The organism is Devosia sp. Root436 (assembly GCF_001426345.1).
Lineage (GTDB): Bacteria > Pseudomonadota > Alphaproteobacteria > Rhizobiales > Devosiaceae > Devosia.
In genome coordinates this window covers 91,174-112,174 of the sequence record NZ_LMEM01000016.1, presented here as the reverse complement: position 1 = coordinate 112,174, position 21,001 = coordinate 91,174, and the positions used below count along the sequence as shown (strand labels likewise).

General features: G+C 62.8%; 25 protein-coding genes. 6 read left to right on the top strand and 19 right to left on the bottom strand.

Annotated elements, in window-relative coordinates; genetic code table 11:
• Window positions 1–161: 161 nt before the first annotated feature.
• From ttcA to ASD04_RS18730, 5 genes are all read left to right on the top strand, one after another.
• Complete coding sequence (gene ttcA / locus ASD04_RS18750; RefSeq protein ID WP_056260300.1) at window positions 162–1,031, top strand: tRNA 2-thiocytidine(32) synthetase TtcA; 870 nt, start codon at window positions 162–164, stop codon at window positions 1,029–1,031.
• A gap of 11 nt (window positions 1,032–1,042) precedes the next feature.
• A complete protein-coding gene (locus ASD04_RS18745; RefSeq protein ID WP_056260410.1) occupies window positions 1,043–1,846 on the top strand; it encodes an inositol monophosphatase in 804 nt (267 codons plus the stop codon).
• Window positions 1,847–2,020: 174 nt separating this feature from the next.
• Window positions 2,021–2,335 (top strand): metalloregulator ArsR/SmtB family transcription factor, encoded by a 315-nt coding sequence (locus ASD04_RS18740; RefSeq protein ID WP_056260298.1) that lies wholly within the window; start codon window positions 2,021–2,023, stop codon window positions 2,333–2,335.
• Window positions 2,332–2,670 (top strand): SRPBCC domain-containing protein, encoded by a 339-nt coding sequence (locus ASD04_RS18735; RefSeq protein ID WP_056260296.1) that lies wholly within the window; start codon window positions 2,332–2,334, stop codon window positions 2,668–2,670. The genes ASD04_RS18740 and ASD04_RS18735 overlap by 4 nt, the downstream gene beginning before the upstream one ends.
• Before the next feature lie 154 nt (window positions 2,671–2,824).
• Window positions 2,825–3,457, top strand: a complete 633-nt coding sequence (locus ASD04_RS18730) for an ATP-dependent Clp protease proteolytic subunit (protein WP_056260294.1) — start codon at window positions 2,825–2,827, stop codon at window positions 3,455–3,457.
• Here the strand turns inward: ASD04_RS18730 and ASD04_RS18725 are convergent.
• The 17 genes from ASD04_RS18725 to purC all read right to left on the bottom strand — a co-directional run bounded on the left by ASD04_RS18725 (window position 3,451) and on the right by purC (window position 18,434).
• Window positions 3,451–4,704, bottom strand: coding sequence for a multidrug effflux MFS transporter (locus ASD04_RS18725; RefSeq protein ID WP_056260291.1), 1,254 nt, complete (start codon window positions 4,702–4,704; stop codon window positions 3,451–3,453). The genes ASD04_RS18730 and ASD04_RS18725 overlap by 7 nt on opposite strands.
• Window positions 4,705–4,834: 130 nt before the next feature.
• Window positions 4,835–6,052 carry an MFS transporter gene (locus tag ASD04_RS18720; RefSeq protein WP_056260289.1) on the bottom strand — a complete coding sequence of 406 codons (1,218 nt, stop codon included), beginning with the start codon at window positions 6,050–6,052 and terminating at the stop codon, window positions 4,835–4,837.
• 148 nt (window positions 6,053–6,200) lie between these two features.
• Window positions 6,201–6,536 carry a Grx4 family monothiol glutaredoxin gene (grxD, locus tag ASD04_RS18715; protein WP_056260287.1) on the bottom strand — a complete coding sequence of 112 codons (336 nt, stop codon included), beginning with the start codon at window positions 6,534–6,536 and terminating at the stop codon, window positions 6,201–6,203.
• Window positions 6,537–6,836: 300 nt separating this feature from the next.
• A complete protein-coding gene (locus ASD04_RS18710; RefSeq protein WP_056260285.1) occupies window positions 6,837–7,355 on the bottom strand; it encodes an HAD family hydrolase in 519 nt (172 codons plus the stop codon).
• Window positions 7,352–7,744, bottom strand: coding sequence for an HIT domain-containing protein (locus tag ASD04_RS18705; protein WP_056260283.1), 393 nt, complete (start codon window positions 7,742–7,744; stop codon window positions 7,352–7,354). Before ASD04_RS18705 ends, ASD04_RS18710 begins: the two co-directional genes overlap by 4 nt.
• Window positions 7,741–8,064 carry a DUF6665 family protein gene (locus tag ASD04_RS18700; RefSeq protein WP_056260281.1) on the bottom strand — a complete coding sequence of 108 codons (324 nt, stop codon included), beginning with the start codon at window positions 8,062–8,064 and terminating at the stop codon, window positions 7,741–7,743. The genes ASD04_RS18705 and ASD04_RS18700 overlap by 4 nt, the downstream gene beginning before the upstream one ends.
• A 3-nt stretch (window positions 8,065–8,067) precedes the next feature.
• Window positions 8,068–8,301, bottom strand: a complete 234-nt coding sequence (locus ASD04_RS18695) for a BolA family transcriptional regulator (protein WP_056232281.1) — start codon at window positions 8,299–8,301, stop codon at window positions 8,068–8,070.
• Window positions 8,302–8,391: 90 nt separating this feature from the next.
• Window positions 8,392–8,943 carry a hypothetical protein gene (locus tag ASD04_RS18690; protein ID WP_056260278.1) on the bottom strand — a complete coding sequence of 184 codons (552 nt, stop codon included), beginning with the start codon at window positions 8,941–8,943 and terminating at the stop codon, window positions 8,392–8,394.
• Between the two features lie 79 nt (window positions 8,944–9,022).
• Complete coding sequence (gene purL / locus ASD04_RS18685; protein ID WP_056260277.1) at window positions 9,023–11,257, bottom strand: phosphoribosylformylglycinamidine synthase subunit PurL; 2,235 nt, start codon at window positions 11,255–11,257, stop codon at window positions 9,023–9,025.
• Window positions 11,254–11,910, bottom strand: coding sequence for a Pr6Pr family membrane protein (locus ASD04_RS18680; RefSeq protein WP_056260275.1), 657 nt, complete (start codon window positions 11,908–11,910; stop codon window positions 11,254–11,256). The genes purL and ASD04_RS18680 overlap by 4 nt, the downstream gene beginning before the upstream one ends.
• Window positions 11,910–12,578: a phosphoribosylformylglycinamidine synthase subunit PurQ gene (gene purQ, locus ASD04_RS18675; RefSeq protein ID WP_056260273.1), complete on the bottom strand. Its 669-nt coding sequence runs from the start codon at window positions 12,576–12,578 to the stop codon at window positions 11,910–11,912. Before purQ ends, ASD04_RS18680 begins: the two co-directional genes overlap by 1 nt.
• A 107-nt stretch (window positions 12,579–12,685) precedes the next feature.
• Window positions 12,686–13,750, bottom strand: coding sequence for an acyltransferase family protein (locus ASD04_RS18670; protein WP_056260271.1), 1,065 nt, complete (start codon window positions 13,748–13,750; stop codon window positions 12,686–12,688).
• A 116-nt stretch (window positions 13,751–13,866) separates the two neighbouring features.
• On the bottom strand, window positions 13,867–15,171 hold the full coding sequence (locus ASD04_RS18665) for a hypothetical protein (protein ID WP_056260269.1): 1,305 nt from the start codon (window positions 15,169–15,171) through the stop codon (window positions 13,867–13,869).
• Window positions 15,172–15,214: 43 nt separating this feature from the next.
• Window positions 15,215–16,699: an NAD(P)/FAD-dependent oxidoreductase gene (locus tag ASD04_RS18660; RefSeq protein WP_056260267.1), complete on the bottom strand. Its 1,485-nt coding sequence runs from the start codon at window positions 16,697–16,699 to the stop codon at window positions 15,215–15,217.
• Entirely contained in the window at window positions 16,699–17,169 is a 471-nt protein-coding gene (locus ASD04_RS18655) for a GtrA family protein (protein ID WP_056260265.1), read from the bottom strand. Before ASD04_RS18655 ends, ASD04_RS18660 begins: the two co-directional genes overlap by 1 nt.
• A gap of 248 nt (window positions 17,170–17,417) precedes the next feature.
• Complete coding sequence (gene purS / locus ASD04_RS18650; RefSeq protein WP_056260262.1) at window positions 17,418–17,660, bottom strand: phosphoribosylformylglycinamidine synthase subunit PurS; 243 nt, start codon at window positions 17,658–17,660, stop codon at window positions 17,418–17,420.
• A gap of 9 nt (window positions 17,661–17,669) precedes the next feature.
• Window positions 17,670–18,434, bottom strand: coding sequence for a phosphoribosylaminoimidazolesuccinocarboxamide synthase (gene purC, locus ASD04_RS18645; protein ID WP_056260260.1), 765 nt, complete (start codon window positions 18,432–18,434; stop codon window positions 17,670–17,672).
• A gap of 213 nt (window positions 18,435–18,647) precedes the next feature.
• Between purC and ASD04_RS18640 the strand changes: the two genes are divergently transcribed.
• Window positions 18,648–18,971 carry a DUF1476 domain-containing protein gene (locus ASD04_RS18640; RefSeq protein WP_056260258.1) on the top strand — a complete coding sequence of 108 codons (324 nt, stop codon included), beginning with the start codon at window positions 18,648–18,650 and terminating at the stop codon, window positions 18,969–18,971.
• A gap of 118 nt (window positions 18,972–19,089) precedes the next feature.
• On the opposite strand, the gene ASD04_RS18635 is transcribed toward ASD04_RS18640, so the two are convergent.
• The gene (locus ASD04_RS18635) at window positions 19,090–19,644 is read right to left on the bottom strand and encodes an alpha/beta hydrolase (protein ID WP_056260255.1); all 555 of its coding nucleotides are present in this window, start codon (window positions 19,642–19,644) and stop codon (window positions 19,090–19,092) included.
• A complete protein-coding gene (purB, locus tag ASD04_RS18630; RefSeq protein ID WP_056260254.1) occupies window positions 19,644–20,978 on the bottom strand; it encodes an adenylosuccinate lyase in 1,335 nt (444 codons plus the stop codon). The genes ASD04_RS18635 and purB overlap by 1 nt, the downstream gene beginning before the upstream one ends.
• Window positions 20,979–21,001 lie beyond the last annotated feature (23 nt).

The window sequence follows — 21,001 nt, the reverse complement described above, 5'->3', positions numbered from 1 at the left end:
GACTCCTGGGTGCCGAGGGATGACGTCATCTAACTGGCGCTTTGGGACTAAAGCAAGAAAGGGAAATTAAGCTTTGGTAAGGTTTGTACCGTCCGGTTTTCCTTCCCCTGCTGCCGATAGGGCGCTATCAGCTACGGCACTGACAGAAAGAGAGTTTCGCCATGAGTGAGGTCATGGACGCCGTGCCCCTTATCGACGATGAGGTGGAGCCCGGCGGGCACCCGATTTACGCCCATGCGCCGCGTAGCGGCGAGTTCAACAAGCTGCGCAAGCGCCTGATCCGCAACATGCGCGAGGCGCTGGACAAATTCGCCATGGTGCGGCCGGGCGAGAAGTGGCTCGTCGCCCTCAGCGGGGGCAAGGACAGCTATGGCCTGCTGGCGCTGCTGCTCGATCTCAAATGGCGCGGCATGCTGCCGGTGGAGCTCCTGGCCTGCAATCTCGACCAAGGCCAGCCGAACTTTCCCAAGCATATCCTGCCCGAGTTTCTCGCCGGTCTCGGCATTGGACATCGCATCGAATACCGGGACACCTATTCGATCGTCACCGACAAGCTGCCCGCAGGCGCGACCTATTGCTCGCTCTGTTCACGCTTGCGCCGGGGCAATCTCTACCGCATCGCACGCGAGGAGGGCTGCACGGCCTTGGTGCTCGGCCACCATCGCGACGACAGTCTCGAAACCTTCTTCATGAACATGTTCCATGGCGGCCGCCTTGCCGCCATGCCGCCGCGCCTGCTCAACGATGACGGCGACATCGAAGTGCTGCGCCCGCTGATCTATTGCGCCGAGGCCGACCTGCAGCGCTTTTCCGACGCCATGGCGTTCCCGATCATCCCATGCGACCTGTGCGGTTCGCAGGATGGCCTGGAACGCAACGCCATGAAGGCCATGCTCGACGATATCGAAAAGCGCATGCCGGGCCGCAAGGATGTGATGATCCGGGCACTGGGCAACATCAATGCCAGCCATATGCTGGATACCAAACTGTTCGACTTCGCCGGACTCTTTGACAAAAGGACTTCCAATTGAATTTTGACGTCATGGAACTGGCCGCCATCCTGCGTGATGCGGCTCGCGCTGAAGCCCTGCCGCGCTTCCGCCGTCTCGATACCAGCATGGTCCACGTCAAGACCGAAGCCATCGACCTCGTGACCGAAGCCGATATCGCCACCGAGAACGCCATCAAGGCCCGCATCGCACAGTGGATGCCCGAGGCGCTGTTCGTCGGCGAGGAATCGGTCGCGGCCGATCCGGCGCTGCTGGTAAAATTGGCCGATGCCGAGCTGGCCGTGGTGGTCGATCCCATCGACGGCACGGCCAATTATGCCGCCGGCCTGCCGCTGTTCGCCACCATGGCTTCGGTGGTGTCGAAGGGCGAGACCGTGGCCGGCATCATCTACGATCCGATGGGCGATGACTGGATGATGGCCGAGAAGCGCGGCGGCGCCTGGTTGCGCCGTCCCGCTGGCGAGGCGGTGCGCCTGAGCGTTGCCGCGCCATTGCCCCTGGCGCAGATGGTGGGCACCTCGTCGGTTGCCTTCATGCCGGCCGCATCGCGCGCGCAGGTTCTGTCCAATTTCGACAAGGTTCGCATGGTGGCCAATTTCCGCTGTGCCGGCCACGAATACCGCACCTTTGCCTCCGGCCACTCGCAATTTCTCGGCTACAACAAGCTGATGCCGTGGGACCATCTGGCCGGGGTACTCATCAGCCAGGAAGCCGGCGCCTATGCCGCGCGGCTCGATGGCGGACCATATATGCCCAGCCATGTCGATGGCGGATTGCTGGTGGCGATCAATCGTGACGCCTGGGAAGAGCTGCGGCGGGAAGTGTTTGTGTTCTAGGGCGCACCTCACCTCCCATCCACAGATCGTCACCCTGAGGGCCCTGTACTTACCGGGCGCTCCGCAAGTGAAGTGTCCTCGGGCCAAGCCCGAGGATGACGGCCGGTGATGATGGAGGTGCGGGAAACAAACGTCCCCTTGCCACGACTCATAAGTCTGTGCTTATGTGACGTCATGAGCGATGCCGATATCTTCAAAGTGCTGGCCGATCCGACCCGCCGCGCCGTCCTGGAGCGGCTGGCATCGGCCGAGATGACTGCAACCGAGCTGCGCGAGGGCTTTGCCATTTCGCAGCCGGCCATGAGCCAGCATCTGGCGGTGCTGCGCGGGGCCGGGTTGATCAGCGAGCGCCGCGACGGGCGCTATGTCAATTATCGCGTCGAATCCGGCGGCATGGCGCCGCTGCATGAATGGCTGGCGCGCTATCGCGCCTTCTGGCCTGATCGTATCGACGGGCTCAAGGATTTGCTCAAGGAGATGGACCAATGACCGACACGGACGCGCTGGTGTTCGAATGTGCGCTCGATGCGCCGCCCGAAAAGGTTTGGCGGGCGCTGACCATCCCCGCATATCTCGAACGCTGGCTGAAGCCCGCGCAGGATCTCGACCTGGCGGTGGTCACGGCAGAGGAAAATCGAAGCCTTACCTATCGCTGGCGCGAAGCCGGGCAGGGCGCAATCGTGGGCATGGAGGATAGCTTCGTGACCTTCGAGCTGACCCCCACCAGTGACGGCGGCACCTGGTTCCGTCTGACGCATGCGCCGATGGCGATGCCCGTGGCGGCGAACAGCAATATCGCCGGGCCGGTCATGCTGGCCGCCTAGCATCCGTTTCCCGCGATGTCATTCCGGCGAAGGCCGGAATCCATCCTGAGATGACAGAGCCCGCAGTGAATGCGGGAAGACCTCAGGATGGATCCCGGCCTGCGCCGGGATGACACGGTGGGTGAATTTCAAGATCAAAACAGGAGAATCGCCGATGCGCGACATGATGCAGCTCGTCCCTATGGTCGTGGAGCAGACCACACGCGGAGAACGCTCGTTCGATATCTATTCGCGCCTGCTGCGCGAGCGGATCATCTTCGTCAATGGCGAGGTCGAGGACAACATGGCCTCGCTGGTCTGCGCACAATTGCTGTTCCTCGAGGCGGAAAATCCCAAGAAGGAAATCTACCTCTATATCAACTCACCGGGTGGCGTGGTGACCTCGGCCATGGCGATGTATGACACGATGCAGTTCATCAAGGCGCCGGTGGGCACGCTCTGCATGGGCATGGCCATGTCGGCCGGTTCATTCCTGCTGATGGCGGGCGAGCCGGGCACCCGCATCTGCCTGCCCAATGCCTCGATCATGCTGCACCAGCCCAGCGGTGGCTATCAGGGCAAGGTCACCGATATCATGCTGCATGCCGAGGAGAGCCAGCGGCTCAAGCGCCGCATGCACAATCTCTACGCCAAGCATTGCGGCCGGACTTACGAGGAGGTCGAGGCCGCGCTGGAGCGGGACAATTTCATGACGCCCGACCAGGCCCGCAACTGGGGCCTGGTCGACCATGTCTATAGCGACCGCAGCCAGATCGAAGGACCGGCGGCGCCCGAAAGCGGTCAGTGACCAGCTTCAGGCACGGCGTCGGCATGGGCATATTGCTCGCCGACGCCGAACAGCCGGCCACGCTCGGCGACCAGGATGCATACCAGCGCCAGCGCACCCATGAGGAAATAGCCGGTGGCCGTGGGAACGGTCGTGCCGTTGAAATGCTGGCCGGTATAGCTGCCGATCAGCGCGCCGCCCACGGTCTGGATGAAGCCGAACACGGCCGATGCCGTGCCCGCGACTGCGCCAAGCGGCTCCATGGATAGCGAGTTCATGTTCGACGCGGCCCAGCCGAAGCTGAACATGACGATGGCCAGCAGCGAGAAGAACAGCCATAGCGGCAGGAAGCCGCTGAGGGCGAAGGCCAGCCAGACGCCGCTGAAGGCCGTGAAGCTCAGCACCGCGCCATGCGACAGCCGGCGCATGCCGAGCCGGCGCACGATGCGCGAATTGGTGAAGGACGAAACCGCCATCAGCCCCGCCATGGCCGCGAAGGCGACGGGAAAATAGACGCCCAGGCCATAGATATCGACATAGATCTGCTGGGCCGAACTGATGAAGCCGAACAGGGCGCCAAACAGGAACATGCCGGCCAGGCCATAGGAGAAGGCCCCGCGGTTGGTGAAGACGATGACGAAGCCGCTGAGCACCGCCTTGAAGCTCAGCGGACGACGGGCATCGACCGGCAGGGTTTCGGGCAGGCGAATATAGGTCCACAGCCAGAAGACCGCGGCGAGCAGGCCCATGAAGATGAAAATGGCCTGCCATGGACCGGTCAGCAGCAGCACCTGGCCGATGCCGGGCGCGACGATGGGGATGGCCATGAACACCATGAAGGTCAGCGACATGACTTCGGCCATTTCGCGGCCCGAATAGCGGTCGCGCACGACAGCCGTGGCGATGACGCGCACGCTGGCGGCGCCCATGCCCTGGATGAAGCGCAGCACCAGCAGCACGGCAAAGCTTGGCGCGAAGACGGCGGCAATGGCGGCCACGACATAGATGCCCATGCCCGCCAGCAGCGGCGCGCGCCGGCCGAAGCGGTCGGTTAGCGGGCCGAAGCCGAGCACGGCAATGCCCATGCCCAGCATATAGGCGGCGATGACATATTGCCGTTCGTTCTCACTCACCACGCCAAGCGCCTCGCCCATATAGGGCAAAGCCGGCAGCATGACGTCGATGGCCAGCGCGTTGAGCGCCATCAGGGCAGCCATAAGGGCAATGAATTCGGGGCGCGAGAGAACCCGCGTGAAATGATCGGACATCAAAGGAACCTGGAATGGTGTCGCCGCGAGAAAACGGGCGCGGGGAAATACGGCGCGGACCATGAACCCGCAAGGCGACATTTGCAAGACTGTATCGGCAGAAACCGATGGTTCCTGCCGATAGCGCGGATCAGGCCGGTTTGAGCGCGAAACTGGGCGCGCTGCGCTCATTGATCGGGATATGCACGGCGGCCGAAGCAAGGCCCAGCACGATCCCGAGATACCATACCAGGCTGTAGGAGCCGGTATGGTCATAGACATAGCCGCCCAGCCAGACGCCGACGAAGGAGCCGACCTGGTGGCTGAGGAAGGCGACGCCATAGAGCATGCCCATATAGCGGGCACCGAAGAACAGGCTCACCAACCCCGCCGTCAGCGGCACGGTGGAGAGCCATAGCAGGCCCATGGCGGCGGCAAAGGCATAGGCGGTGACCTCGCTGACCGGAATCAGCAGGAACAGCCCGATGGCCACGGCGCGCAGGAAATAGATGGTCGCCAGCAACAACTGCTTGGGCAGGCGGCCGCCGAGATAGCCCGACAGCAGCGAGCCGGCGATATTGAACAGGCCGATGACGGCGATGGTCCAACTGCCGACTTCCGGCGACAGGCCGCATTGCACAAGATAGGCCGGCATGTGGACGTTAATAAAGGCCAGGTGGAAGCCGCAGACGAAGAAACCGATCACCAGCAGGCGGTAGGAACCATGGCCCCAGGCCTTGGCCAGCGCCTCCATGAAGGGCAGGTCGGCCTGGCCGGTGGTGTTCTCGGTGCGACCGCGCAGGGCGTAGCTCAGCGGAATGACCAGCAACAAGGCCATGGCCAGGTAGACCAGGGCGGATTGCCAGCCGAAGGCATTGATGAAGCCCTGGCTGATGGGCGCAAAGGCGAACTGGCCGAAAGACGAGGCGGCAGTGGCCACGCCGAAGATCAGGGAGCGCTTTTCCATGGGCACGGAGCGGCCGAAGGCCACCATGACCACGGAGAAGGAACTGACGGCAATACCCACACCGGCAACCACGCCGGCAGTCAGCGTCATCCAGCCCGCATCGGGCGAGAAGGCCATGGCCAGAACGCCAGCGGCATAGACAGCAAGACCCGCGGCGACGGTGCGGCCGGTGCCGACGCGGTCGGCCCAGGCTCCGGCAAAGGGCTGGGCAATGCCCCAGGCCAGGTTCTGGATGGCCATGGCCATGCCCCAGCCCTCGCGCGTCAGCCCCAGATCGCCCGTCATCGGCAGGGTGAACAGACCGAAGCTGCTGCGAATGCCATTCCCCACGGCCGCAATGATGCAGCCGGCGATGATCAGCACGAGCAGCGGAACTGCGGGGCGAAGGGTGGACGTGGTCATGGGGGAGCATCCGGAGAGTGGATGTTCTATCTACGCCCGGCCGGCCATCGCGCAAAGTGATATTGCCGAATGGGGCTCATCAACTCGAGTGATAAGCATGGCAAAGCCCGGCCAGGGACCGGGCTTTGTGCAGGAAAAACGCCGGAAATCAGGCCGTCTGCTTGACGGCAATACCGGAATTCTGCAGGTGTGACTGCAGTTCGCCGGCCTGGAACATCTCGCGGACGATATCGGCGCCGCCGACGAATTCGCCCTTCACATAGAGCTGGGGAATGGTCGGCCAGTTGGTGTAAGCCTTGATGCCGTCACGCAATTCGGCGCTCTCGAGTACATTGGCGCTGCCATATTCGACTCCGAGATAGCTCAGTATCTGAACGACCTGCCCGGAAAAGCCGCATTGCGGAAAGTCCGGCGACCCCTTCATGAACAGGAACACGTCGTTATTCTTCACCTTGTCGTCGATGAAGGCGTTGATGTCGGTCATGGCGAAAACCTTTCGAGAGGGCGGGATCAAGGGCCGCTTGCTGTTGCCCTTAAATAGGACAGGACTTGGGCGCTGTCGAGACTTCGAACCGTCCCGTAGGCCAATCGCTCCTGTGGAGCGATTGGAGGCGAGAAGGCCATCAGGGCTATACCCGAATAGCATCGGCAAGGGTGTGAGTGAATGGCTGGTCATCGCAGGCGTTCGGCGATCCACGGGTGGGTCGTGCAGTCCTCGACCGTGTTGAACAGCACGGCTTCCCAGCCATGCCGGCGGGCGCCGTCGACGACCTTGGGCGTATCGTCAAAAAAGAGCGGCGGCTCCGATTGGGGGCCGATGCGCTGCTCGATGAAGTCGAAGAAGCCGGTCTCGGGTTTGCGGAACCCCGGCCCGGGCCGAATAGAAGATGTCCTCGAACAATTCGCTGAGTTCAAGCGTGTGCCAGAGCCATTGCGCGCGGGTGTGATCCTGATTGGTGGCGATGTAGAGCCTGATATCGCCAGCAGCCTTAAGCGTCCTGACTACCGCGATCAGATCCGTATTGAGGGTCGAGTCGTGTGACAGCCAATAGTGCAGGAATGTCATGGGCGAGCCCCGATAGCCCAGTCTGGGCAGGCGGCGCTCCAGTGCGTCGATGATGGCCGTTTCGCCGACAACAACCTTCTTGATGAAGATGTCGAAGATGAACTCGTCGGTGAAGCGGTCGGGGTCGACGCCCATGTCCGCCAGCAGATTCTCGTTCCAGCGGCGGGTCAGCTCCGGGCGGGCGTGGTAGCCATGCACCAGCACGCCGTCGACATCGAAGAAGACGGCGCGGGTCATCGTGGGGCAACCCAGTCCTGCGGGCGCAGGATGCGTCTGATGCCGGCGCCTTCGGCTGGCTCGCCCTTGAAGCGGGGCAGGATGTGCATATGCGTATGGAACACATGCTGCCCGGCCACTGCGCCCACGTTCCAGCCCAGGGTGTATCCATCCGGTGCGGCCGAAGCGAAGAAGGTCTTGGCCTGCGCCAACATGTCGGGAAGGGCTGTCCATTCGTCCAGGGTCATCTCGAACGGCGTTTCACTGTGGCGGTGGGGAATGATCATGCCCGCCAGCCGCACATCGGGATCGATGCTGGACAGAAAATAGAAGGCCGCATTGGACAGCAGGGGCTTGTCGGCCAGCAGTTGGTTGTCGAGGCAGAAGCGGCAGTCCGGCTGCGGCGTCATCGGCGGTTGCTCGCCGGCATTGCGCCAAGTCCTGCAAGGACTTCACGGGGAATGTTGAGCTCCTGAATCACGTCATTGTGCTTGCGGAAGCCGACCAGTTCGCGCTGCACGAAATATTCCCAGACGGTTCGGCGGGCTTCGGAGAGACAGGTGTCCCGGTCATCGACGGCCGATGTGAGGGCGGCGATGGCTGTGACGACACGCTGCTCGGCGGCGCCGAGCGAGGCGGCACGTTCCGCCAGGATTTCGTATTCGAGTGCGGAAGTGCCGGCGTCGGGCCGGACGGCCTGGATCAGGTCAAGCGAATCGCGAAGCGACATTGATCAGTCCGGGACGACCGTCTGGAGGGCGAGGGCATGGAGGGCACCCCCCATGTCGCCTTGCAGGGAATCATAGACCAGCTTGTGCTGCTGCACCCGAGTCTTGCCGCGGAATTGCTCGGACTTCACCGTCGCCGCCCAGTGGTCGCCATCGCCGGCAAGATCGCGGATGTCGATATCGGCATCGGGGAGGGCCGCCTTGATCCGGCGCTCTATTTCGCTGGCATCCATGGCCATGGCTCGACTCCTCGCTATTGCCGACACCATGCCGGACCATGCCCATGATATGGCATGGGGGTCGGGCGCCTTCAATATCGCAGGCGTCGATCAGGGGGTAACGACGGGCTGCGCGTCCTGTCTTGTGGAGAAGTTGGCGATTATGGCGTCGACGACGGGGCGTGCTTCCGCAGCCATTTCGGTGGCATAGAAGCAATCCAGGGTGTAGCCGTTCCCGGCATCCACCGTTTCGGTGTGAACCAGGGTGATCGGGCCTTGCTCCGAGCCGGTGCTGGTGCCCTCATATTGCAGCGCCGGATTGCTCTGGTAGCGGGTGACGAGGCTGGCCCCGAGGGTGAAGCCGGGGAATGTTTCGCTCCAGCCGGCGGCAACGGCAGCCGCATCGAGTTCCGCCAGAGCGCCCTCGGCGGTCCAGCCGGTATCTTCCACCGGCACGACGGTCAGCACGCATTGCAGCGGCAGGCCGGGGTGGTTGATGGTCAGCGGGCCGCCGGGCTCGCCGCTGGTCACCATGACATCGGGGTAGATCAGCGTATAGGGCTGGTCGGGCAAGGGAGAGCCGCTGATCCCCGCAGTCTGGGCATAAGCGGCCACCGGCAAGAAGCTGAGCGAAAGGGCCAGAACTGCCGGTAAAAATCTCATCTGAAGTCTCCACTAAATGACGCCGCCCCGGGGAGTCACAACACCCCAAAGAGCGGCGATCATAAGGCAGATGCGCGGATTATGCAGCCTCTCCATCCATGTAGCTGGGGAACCAGCCTTCATGGGCGGCCCTGAGCGCGGCAACCGCCAGCGGCCGGGCTGCGCCGAGCACGAGATCGGTGCCGCCGGTGGTGCCGATCCACGGTGCGAAGACGCCCGCTGCCTCGGCATCGCGCCACAGCGCCGCCAGCGCCTCGCCCTGCGGGTCGAGATTGACGGTGACGAGATAGCGGCCCTGGTCTTCGCCGAAATATTGCAGGATAGGGTCCTGGTCGGCGAGATCGGTGATGGTGGCGCCGATGCCGGAGGCCACGGCCATTTCGGCCAGGGCCACGCCGAGGCCGCCATCGGAGAGATCGTGGCAGGCGGTGGCGACGCCCGAGCGGATCAGCTTGCGTACGAAATCGCCGGTGCGCCTTTCGTGGGCCAGGTCGATATGCGGCGGCGGGCCATCCTTGCGACCGAACAGGTCGCGCAGGTAGATCGACTGGCCGAGATGGGTGCCGCGGCTGGCGGGTGCTCCGACCAGCAGGATGACCTGATCGGGTCCGGCAAAGCCGATGCGCGCCATCTGGTCCCAATCGGGCAGCAGGCCCACGCCGCCAATGGTGGGGGTCGGCAGGATGCCGCGGCCATTGGTTTCGTTGTAGAGGCTGACATTGCCCGAAACGATGGGGAAATCCAGCGCCAGGCAGGCTTCTCCGATGCCTTTGATCGCATGGACGAGCTGGCCCATGATTTCGGGACGTTCAGGATTGCCGAAATTGAGATTGTCGGTGGCCGCAAGCGGCTCGGCCCCGGTCGCCGTCAGGTTACGCCAGCATTCAGCCACGGCCTGCTTTCCGCCCTCATAGGGATCGGCTTCGCAATAGCGCGGCGTCACATCGGACGAGAAGGCGAGGCCCTTGGTGGCGTGGCCTTCGACGCGGATCACGCCGGCATCGCCGCCGGGGCGCTGCAGGGAATTGCCCTGGATCAGCGTGTCGTATTGTTCGTAGACCCAGCGGCGGGAGGCGACCTGATGGCTGCCCATCAGCTTGAGCAGGGCGTCGGCCACATCCATCTGCGGCACGTCGCCGGCAGCCAACTGGGCGGGCTTTTTCGGCTCGGTCCAGGGGCGGTCATATTCGGGGGCTTCGTCGCCCAGTTCCTTGATCGGCAGGTTGGCAACTTCCTCACCCTGCCACTTCACGCGGAAGCGCAGGTCGTCGGTGGTAATGCCGACGGTGGCGAAATCGAGCTCCCACTTTTCGAACACGGCACGGGCGACCGCTTCCTTTTCGGGATGCAGCACCATGAGCATGCGCTCCTGGCTTTCGCTCAGCATCATCTCATAGGGCGTCATGCGCTCCTCGCGCACCGGCACCTTGTCGAGATCGAGCTCGATGCCGAGGTCGCCCTTGGCACCCATTTCGACGGCAGAGCAGGTGAGGCCGGCCGCACCCATATCCTGGATGGCGATGACGGCGCCGGTGGCCATCAGTTCGAGGCAAGCTTCGAGCAGGCGCTTTTCGGTGAAGGGGTCGCCGACCTGCACTGTCGGGCGCTTTTCTTCGATGTCGTCGCCGAATTCGGCGGAGGCCATGGTGGCGCCGCCGACGCCGTCGCGCCCGGTCTTGGCGCCGAGATACACCACCGGCAGGCCGACGCCTTCGGCCTTGGAATAGAAAATCTTGTCGGTATCGGCCAGGCCTGCCGCAAAGGCGTTGACCAGGATATTGCCGTTGTAGCGCTCGTCGAATTCGACTTCGCCGCCCACGGTTGGCACGCCGAAGGCATTGCCATAGCCGCCGATGCCGGCGACGACGCCGGAGACGAGATGGCGGGTCTTGTCGTGTTCCGGTGCGCCGAAGCGCAGGGCGTTCATCGCAGCGACCGGGCGGGCGCCCATGGTGAAGACGTCGCGCAGGATGCCGCCCATGCCGGTACCGGCGCCCTGATAGGGTTCGATGAAGCTGGGATGGTTATGCGATTCCATCTTGAAAACGATAGCCTGGCCGTCGCCGATATCGACCACGCCGGCATTCTCGCCCGGCCCCTGGATGACGCGCGGGCCTGATGTCGGCAGCGTCTTGAGCCACTTCTTGGATGACTTGTAGGAGCAATGCTCGTTCCACATCGCCGAGAAGATGCCCAATTCGGTATAGGTTGGCTCGCGCCCGATCAGGTCGATGATCTTCTGGTATTCGTCCGGCTTGAGGCCATGGTCGGCAACGAGTTCGGGGGTGATGTGGATGTCGTTGGGGATGGTCATGGAAGTGTCCGGGATGGGCGGGCCAGCAGGCGGTCGAGCGCGATGACGGCGAGGGAAAGCACGGCCAGTCCGACGGTCATGTAGACCGCGTTGAGCAGCACCTGGCCGTAGCCGAGTTCAATCGCGTTGAGGATGGGGTAGGGATATTCCTGCACCCAGGCGCCGCGCGCCATGGCGTAGACGAAATAGGCCAGCGTCGGCGCCAGCATGAGGGGCAGATTGCCCCAGCGCAGCTGGCCATGCGGTTGGGCGGAGAGCCACCACAGCAGGTAAAGTAGCGGGCACAGATAGTGCAGCATGTTGTCGGCGAGGAGGAACAGGCCGTCGAAGGCGTAAAGGTGGCGCAGCACGAAGAAAACGAACAGCGTTACCAGCGCAATATTGGCCGCCATCATGCCGCGCAGTATGGGTTGGCGGAATAATTGCAGCCAGGCGGAGGGCCAGATGGTCGACAGGTAGATCAGCACCAGCACCGTGTTGGTAAGGATGGTGTAGTAGGAAAAGAAATTGCCGAGAGCGCCGGGTAGGTCACGGCCGCTCCCCAGCATGGCATTCATCGACAGCCAGAATTGCAGGACCAGCGCGAGGATGCCGAAGGCCAACCCGAGCCAGGTGAGAAGATTGCGCGGGTTGATGGGCGCGCGGGGATTCATCAGGCAGCCTGGCCCAGCAGACCCGAGAACAGGGCTCGCCCATCGTCGCCGCCATGGGCCGCTTCGATGAGGTTTTCAGGGTGGGGCATCAGGCCCAGCACGTTCTTGCTGTCGTTGAAAATGCCGGCAATGTCGTTGATCGAGCCGTTGGGATTGGTGCCCTCGGCATAGCGGAAAGCCACCTGGCCGTTGCCTTCGAGGTGGGCGATGGTTTCGGCGTCGGCGAAATAGTTGCCGTCATGATGGGCGACGGGGCAGCGGATGACCTGGCCCTTGACATAGCCGCGGGTGAAGTCGGTCGCTGCGTTGACGACCTCGAGCTTGACCTCGCGGCAGACGAATTTGAGGCTCATATTGCGCATCAGCGCGCCGGGCAGGAGGCCCGCTTCGATCAGGATCTGGAAGCCGTTGCAGACCCCAAGTACCTTGACGCCTTTGGCGGCGCGTTCGCGCACCTTGTCCATGATGGGCGAGCGCGCGGCGATGGCGCCGCAGCGCAGATAGTCGCCATAGGAAAAGCCGCCGGGGATGACGATGAGATCGACATCGGGCAGGTCGGCATCCTGATGCCAGACCGTGGCAGGGGCGGTGCCGGAAACCTTGGTCAGCGCCGCGATCATGTCGCGGTCGCGATTGAGTCCGGGGAAGACGATGACTGCGGATTTCATCGGCTGGTCCTCGCTATGGGGGTGCGAGGCCCTTGTGCTGAGTCTTGGCAGAAAAGGCAAGGGCCGGGATTGCATATCCCGGCCCCGCGCAGTGTAATGCTGTTTGGCTATTCCGCCGGGGCGGCCACCGCGCTGCGGCGGCTCGTGCCGGGCAGGTGCGCCCAGTCCGGGCGCTCGAACAGGAAGCGGCCGAAACCGATGCGCTGCACGATCCAGTAGAGCACCAGCGGCGAGACGATCGAGATGGCCATGATGGCGAGGGTGAGCACGGTGGGCTCGTCGACGCCCAGCTTGATCAGCAGGGTGCGGGAAATGCCCATCGGCAGCACGAAGGCAACGTAGATCACCAGCGACTTCGAACCCATCCAGCGCAGCCAGTCCATGAAGGGCAGCCGGGTGAGCAGGGCGGCGATGACGCAGAGCGCGGCCGTGCCGGCCAGCGCCAGGACTAGATGCACGCCCGGCAAGCCGGCAAAACCCATGACGGGATGGATCGGATGCATCTCGAAGCCCGGCGAGAAGACCAGGGCGGCATTCAGCCCGGCCCAGAGCAGCAGGCCAGCAAGCGCCAGGGCGAGGTGATCGCCGGCCCAGCCGGCGAGGCGGAACAGGTGTGGCGCCAGCACGTAGCCGGCATAGAAGAACACGAAATATTCGGCGAACTGGTCGATCAGGTAGCTGCCGGTCTGGATGGTGGCCATCTGCAGGATCGCGGCGATGGCGAAGACCGCCCATTTCGGCGCGCTGAGATCGGCCAGCAGCTTGGTGACGGCACCGACCACGGCCAACATGTAGATGAACCACAGCACGCCATAGGGCTGGATCACCGCCCAGGCGATCTGTTCCACCGCACCGACGGGGTCGGTGGCCAGCAGGCCGACTTTGAAGATGATGTGGATCAACGCCCACAGCACATAGAAATAGAGGTAGTGCACCACGCGCCGGTCGGCATAGGCGCGCCACGGTCGGTCGATCACCTGCGACAGGAACAGGCCCGAGATCAGGAAGAATTCGGGCATGCGGAACGGGGTGGCAAAGGCGATGGCCCAGTGCAGCGCACCGACGCCGCCAGTGTCCTCGCCAACGCTGGAGGCCGCATACATCATGACCACGAGGAAGATGGAAATGCCCTTGGCCATATCCACCCAGTCGAGACGGTTGGTTTCAGACATGTCGCGCGCTCCTGGTATCTGGGCGCATGATACCGCCACCAGGTGCGCCAGAGGCTAATGACTTGCCGACAGGCTTAAGCAAATTGCTTAACTGGTAAGAATTTAGCTAAGCGCATTCATTCAACCCGATAGGCGTCAAATTCGCCGTTGTCGATATTGCTCTTTCTGGCGAGATAGGTGCCTCGCATCCCATTTTCTTCGAGCAGGTCGAGGATCACCTCGCAATCCGCGCAGAGCAGCCAATAAGGGCGGGGTACGTCGAGAACCCGCTTGTCGATCGTGCGCTCTTTCCAGCTGCGCCAGTTGATCGGTCCGAGTGTTTCACCTGTATTGCCGCTGATGAACTGGATGTCTTCTGCGGCTGCTGTTGCCAGACCGACCAGGTCTGGCCAGGCCACCAATTGGGTTTCCGGCGAGAAATCCGGGCCCGCATTAGCGCGGATAACGGCGTAGAGATTAGGTTGCAACCAGACCGGATGACTCAGGCGTTCAACGATTGCCCATGCGCCGACGATGGTCTGTGGTGCCAGAATAGCGAGGATGACCCAGCGCTTCGCCTTTTCTCCTGCCCAGACATAGGCCATCAGGCACAGCATGGTCATAAAGGCGAAATGCCACGGATAGAGGTTATAGACCCGCGAGGTTGCCACGGCGAAGGTCACCAAAAGGGCTAGCAGTGTCGCCAGCACTACAGGCTTTGCCCAGAAGCCATAGATCAGCAAGGCAAGGGTAACTAAAGCCACGGACGGGACGCGGAGGGCGGCGAACATGCCCAGCCAACCCAGATTGCTCAAAGTGCCATCGATGACATTGTCCAGGGGCTGATCAATCGTAGAATTGCCGAGCCCGGAGAGAACGGCGCTAATACCAAAAGCTGCAGCCAGGACTGCTGGCGGGACTAGATGGGTCAGCTTCGTACGCTTCTGCCACTGCCAGATCAGAAAGAAAGCGAACAGGAAGCCAGCAAAGAAATGAAAGCCGCAGGCGATGGCCAGGCACCACGTCGCCGCGACCGGTCTCCCGTTGCGATCGAGCAGAAGGGCGGAGAGCAGGGCCGTAAAGACCAGGCCGTAGGGTCGGAAATGGTAGCCCCAGAACTGGAGAACCACGAAGGAGAATAGCACCAGCGTCAGCAGGACGACGTCGTTGCGCCATAGGCGCGACAACAGATAGGCGTTGACCATCGCCACAATTGGCATCAGCAGGCGCGCCGGCGAAAAATCAAGCATGAGCGAGAGCGCACGCAACAGCCAGAACCAGAGGGGCGGATGGCCCTCGCTCGGGATGACCAGGAAGTCGAGGGGTCTGGAAAGAGATTTGGCCACCAGCCAGCCCTGAGCCTCGTCGATCCATGGATCGTGCATGGCAAACATGACGAGTTGCAGCGCGCAATAAAGCCCGACAACGATCAGGACCGCCAATCGGCTCTTGCGTTGTGGCGCCGACTCGGTGGCTGCTACGGTCTCAGGCGACACGGCGGGGAACAAGGCGTTCCTCGATCTTGTCGGTGACGGCTTCGCCGCCCTCGTGGTATTCGGCGTCCTCGTTGACGGTCCAGACATCGTGGGAGCGGTTGCCGGCAATGATGTTCTTCGCGGTCAGGATGCCGGTCATCATGGCGTGGTCCTGGTTGTTGTATTTGTGCATGCCGTTGCGACCGGCCAGATGCAGGTTGCTGAACTGCTCCCCGAGGCCCTCGGTGATGGTGTCCACGTTGAATTTGTAGGTGTCGTCGTAGACCGGGTAGGCCTTGGGCTGGCGCACCACCGAGCCATCGATGATGTCCTCCGGTCGGGCCAGGCCGAGCTTGCCGATCTCGAATTTGGCGCGGGCGATCAGGTCGGCATCGGCCATGTCCCAGGTATCGTCGCCTTCATTGCAGAAATATTCCATGCCATAGCAGGCCGTCCCGTGATCGGGCACCATGTCGGGGGACCAGGATTTGAAGTTCTGGATACGGCCGACCTTCACGCTCGGGTCGTGGATATAAATCCAGTTGTCGCCGAAGCTTTCCTTGCCGCGGGTAATCAGCCCGATGATGAGGAAGTCACGATAGCGCAGGCCAGCTGCGGCAGCTGCGACCGTATTGTTCGTGTCGGCACCGAGCATTTTGACCAGCTCGTTGATGGCGGCCGTCGAAACCAGGTGGTCGGCCGTGACCTTGGTCTCCTTGCCGCTTGCGTCGGTCACGATGGCGACCCATTGGCCGGTGCCCTCATGCTGGCTTATGGCCGTGATGGTGGACCCCATCATAACCGTGCCACCATTGTCGACGATGCGGTCGCGGGCGCGTTCCCACATCTGGCCGGGACCGAGGCGGGGATAGCGGAACGAGTTGATGAGCGTCTTGATGACAGCGGCACTGCCCTTGGGCCGGCTGCCCATACCGAAGCTCTGGATGATCGCCTGGTAGAGATTGAGCCCCTTGATACGCTGGGCAGCCCAATCGGCTGATATCTCTGAGCAGTCCATGCCCCACACCTTTTCGGTGTAGGTCTTGAAGAAGATCTGGAACAGCCGGCGGCCGAAATTGTTGACCACCCACTGCTCGAAGCTGACGACGTGGCGGTAGGGCCGGGCCTTGGCCCAGGCATAGGACATGACGCAGCGCAGGGCTTCGACCGGGCCGAGCTTGCTGAGTGCGTCGCCAGCGCGTAGCGGATAATCGAACAGCTTGCCGTTATAGTAGATGCGGCTGGACCGCGGACGCTGCAGCATCTCATCGCCCATCACCTCGGTCCACCAGGCTTCCACCTCGGCGCTCTTGGAAAAGAAGCGGTGGCCACCGATGTCGAAGCGATAGCCCTTGTAGTTCACGGTGCGCGAAATGCCGCCGACATAAACCGGGTCGCGCTCGACGATGGTGACGCTGCGGCCGGCCTTGGTCAGTTCATAGGCCGTGGTCAGCCCCGCCGGGCCGGCGCCGATGATGAGGGTTTCGACATGCATCAGGACACCACCGTCTTGCGGCTACCAAGCCAGTTGAAAAGGCCGCCCGCGAAGGAAACATGCTTGTGGGCGAGGAACGAATAGATGGTGACGACGCCGACGGCGCCCAGATGGGCGAGCCGTTCGGCCGGTGCGCCGACGGGCAGCATGCCGATCCCGGTGGCCAGGGCGGGCAGGGTGAACAGTGCGACCAGCGCGTAGGCCACGACGAGGCGCAATGCGAGCGTCGTCAGCGAAACCAGCACGAAGCTGGTGAACTGCTGGCGGGCAGGGCGATCGTCGATGGAAAAGACAAAGCGGCGGGAGAGCGCGAAGTTGACGCTCATGCCAGCAAAGGCACCCAGGGCAATGGCCGCGGCAAGGAAAACCGGCTGATGCCGCAGGTCCAGTGACAGCAACCCCTGGACGACCGCGACGTCAATGCAGGTCGCAGCGCCGGCGGTCAGCAGGTATCGCGTAAATGAAAGCAAGAAAAACCGCCGGGCCGATTCGAGAAAGAATTGTTCTTTCTCCGGAATCTAGCCCGCAACGGCTTAACAAAAGGTCTTTTTTGGCTGTCGCCGGGGCGACGCGATTGCCCTAAACGGGAACCGAGGCGTAGGCCGCGAAAAGCAGGCCGAGCGTGGCGAAGAACATGACCGAAAGGGAGATGGTTTTGAGCATGGCTAGATGGTCCTGCGCCGGGGCGTGGCGCGACATGAGTTATCGCCCAGAGGCGTTAATTTGAGATTTCTACCGCGTAGTTTTCGATCACGGTATTGGCCAGCAGCTTTTCACACATGCTGTTGAGCTGAGAACGCGCTGCCTCGATGTCGGTTCCGTCGAGGACAAGGTCGAAGACCTTTCCCTGTCGCACAGATGCAACACCTGCAAAGGCAAGGCTCTTGAGCGAACCTTCGATGGCCTGGCCCTGCGGATCGAGAACGCCGGCCTTGAGGGTGACGGTAACGCGCGCTTTCATTGCCATACCCTACTGGACGAGGCGCGGACCGGTGGTCAGCGCATTGTCGGTTTCGACCAGGATGCCCAGGCGCTGGGCGACTTCGCGGTAATTCTCGATCAGCCCGCCAAGGTTTTCGCGGAAGCGGTCCTTGTCCATCTTGTTGCGGGTCTTGATGTCCCACAGGCGGCAGCTGTCGGGGCTGATCTCGTCGGCCAGCACGATGCGCATCAGATCGCCTTCATAGAGGCGCCCGCATTCGATCTTGAAGTCGACGAGCTGGATGCCGACGCCCATAAAAAGGCCGGTCAGGAAGTCGTTGACGCGGATGGCCAGGCTCATGATGTCGTCGAGCTCGGCCGGGGTGGCCCAGCCGAAGGCGGTGATATGCTCTTCGCTGACCATCGGGTCATGCAGAGCATCGTCCTTGTAGCAGAATTCGATGATCGAGCGCGGCAACTGGGTGCCCGGCTCGAGCCCGAGGCGCTTGACCAGCGAGCCGGCCGCATAGTTGCGCACGATGATCTCGAGCGGGATGATTTCCACTTCCTTGATGAGCTGCTCGCGCATGTTGATGCGGCGCAGGAAGTGAGTCGGGATGCCCAGGCTGTTGAGCTTGGTGAAGACGAACTCGGAAATCCGGTTGTTGAGGACGCCCTTGCCATCGATGATTTCGTGGCGGGCGCCGTCTCCGGCGGTCGTATCGTCCTTGAAATACTGAACCAGAGTGCCCGGCTCAGGACCTTCGAACAGGATCTTGGCCTTGCCCTCGTAGATTTTGCGACGACGGTTCATTGGGGATTCCGGGACCGTTGGAAGAGGGAGAATTTGGCCGCTTCATGCGCCAGAAGTGAGCAAAAAGGCAAGCTCTTTTGCATGACGGGCCCGTATGGCCGCCCACTGCGCCGTGCATAAGGTCGCAGCGCCCCTGATGCCGTTGATTTGGCGTGCCGAACCCCCTATGTCGATTGGCAAGCGCCGGAGAGGCGAGCCAAGCGGGAGAGTTGCATGAGCCAGTTCGAGGATCGGCAGAAGGGCCAGGAAGCCAAGTTCGCCTTCGACGCCGAAAAGAAGTTCAAGGCGGAAGCCCGCCGCAATAAGCTGGTTGGCATCTGGGCCGCCGAATTGCTGGGCCATACCGGTGATGCGGCCAGGGCCTATGCCGCGGAAGTGGTGGCGGCCGATTTCGAGGAGGCCGGCGACGAGGACGTGTTCCGCAAGGTTTCGGCCGATCTCAAGGCCAAGGGGCTGTCCATCGGCGACGACGTGGTTCGCCAGAAGATGGCGCAACTGGTGCAGGTCGCCAACGAGCAGATCGCTGCCGAGGGCTGATCGGCCGGGCAGGATTTCGGTCAGACGGCCGGGCGGCAACGTCCGGCCGTCTGCGTTAGCAGGCAACTCTTGATGTCAGCAGACTGTTAGCATTTGACGCGCCGCACGCGTGACAAGTCTAGGCCCGCAGGCGCTGCATCAGGCGGGTGAACATCAGCAGGCCCTCCGGCCAGGGGCCATGGCCGGAATCGATGTTGATGTGACCGGCTTCACCGGCCTGGTGAAAATCCGAACCCCAGCAGGTGGCGAATTCCACGGCACGGTCGAGCGAGACATAGGGGTCGTTGCTCGACGCGACGACCATGGACGGAAAGGGCAGCGGGTCGCGCGGGATTGGACCGAAAATGCGGGTTTCCTCCGGCGCGGCTGGGCTCAGTTCCACATCCGTCGGCGCGACAAGGAAAGCGCCGCGGACATTTTCGGGCAGAAGCGGCGCTGCATGCGCGACGGCGGTGACCGCCAGGGAATGGGCGACCAGCACCACCGGCCGCAGGGTCAGCCGCGCCGCCTGGTCGATGGTGGCGACCCAGTCGTCAAGATCGGGCTCGAACCAGTCAGCCTGTTCGACCACGGCGGCATTGGCCATGCGTTCGGCCCACCGCATCTGCCAGTGGCCGGGCTTGGAACCACCGAGGCCGGGCAGGATGAGGATGTCGCATTCGGAAATCTTCATCACGCCTCGCCGAAGACCCGCTTGAAGATCGTGTCGACGTGCTTGAGATGATAGGCGTCGTCGAACATGGCGTCGATTTGTGCATCATCCAGAGTCACTTGCGGGTCCGCCTTGAGGTTCTTGGCGAACTGGCCGGTGCGATCGCCGCGCATTTCCCAGACCTTCATGGCGTTGCGCTGCACGGCGGCGTAGCTATCTTCGCGGCTATAGCCGGCCTGGGTCAGTGCCAGCAGCATGCGCTGGGAATTGTGCAGGCCGCCAAGCAGGTCGAGGTTTTTCCGCATGTTCTCGGGATAGACCACCAGCTTGTCGATGACGCCGGTCAGGCGGGCCAGCGCGAAGTCCAGCGTTACGGTGGCGTCCGGCCCGATCATGCGTTCCACCGAGGAGTGGGAGATATCGCGCTCGTGCCACAGGGCGACATTTTCCAGCGCCGGGGTCACCATGCCGCGCACCAGGCGGGCGAGGCCGGTGAGGTTTTCCGTCAGCACCGGGTTGCGCTTGTGCGGCATGGCCGAGCTGCCCTTCTGGCCGGGCGAGAAGAATTCCTCGGCTTCCAGAACTTCGGTCCGCTGCAGGTGGCGGATTTCTACGGCGACGCGCTCGATTGAAGAGGCGACGACGCCGAGCGTGGCGAAGAACATGGCGTGGCGGTCGCGCGGGATGACCTGGGTCGAGACCGGCTCCACGCTCAGCCCGAGCTTTTCGGCGACATATTCTTCCACCTGCGGATCGATATTGGCGAAGCTGCCGATGGCGCCCGAAATGGCCGCCGTGGCGATTTCTGCCCGCGCCGCAACGAGGCGGGCGCGGTTGCGGGTGAATTCGGCATAGGCTTCGGCCAGCTTGACGCCGAAGGTGGTCGGCTCGGCATGGATGCCGTGGCTGCGGCCGATGGTGATGGTGTTCTTGTGCTCGAAGGCGCGGCGCTTGAGCGCGGCGAGCAGGGCGTCGACATCCGATATCAAGAGGTCGGCGGCGCGGGCCATCTGTACCGATAGCGTGGTGTCGAGAATATCCGAGCTTGTCATGCCCTGATGCACGAAGCGGGCGTCGGGGCCGACGATTTCGCTGAGATGGGTCAGGAAGGCGATGACGTCATGCTTGGTGGTGCGCTCGATCTCGTCGATGCGGGCGACGTCGAAGCCGTAATCGCCGGTCGCGGCCTTGCGGGCATTCATCACGTCCCAGATGTTCTGCGCGCTTTGCTTCGGCACCACGCCCAGTTCGGCCAGCTTGGTGGTGGCATGCGCCTCGATCTCGAACCAGATGGCGAAGCGGGTCTCTGACGACCAGATGCTGACCATTTCGGGGCGGGAGTAGCGCGGAATCATGGGCTTGGGCTTTCCGGTTCAGA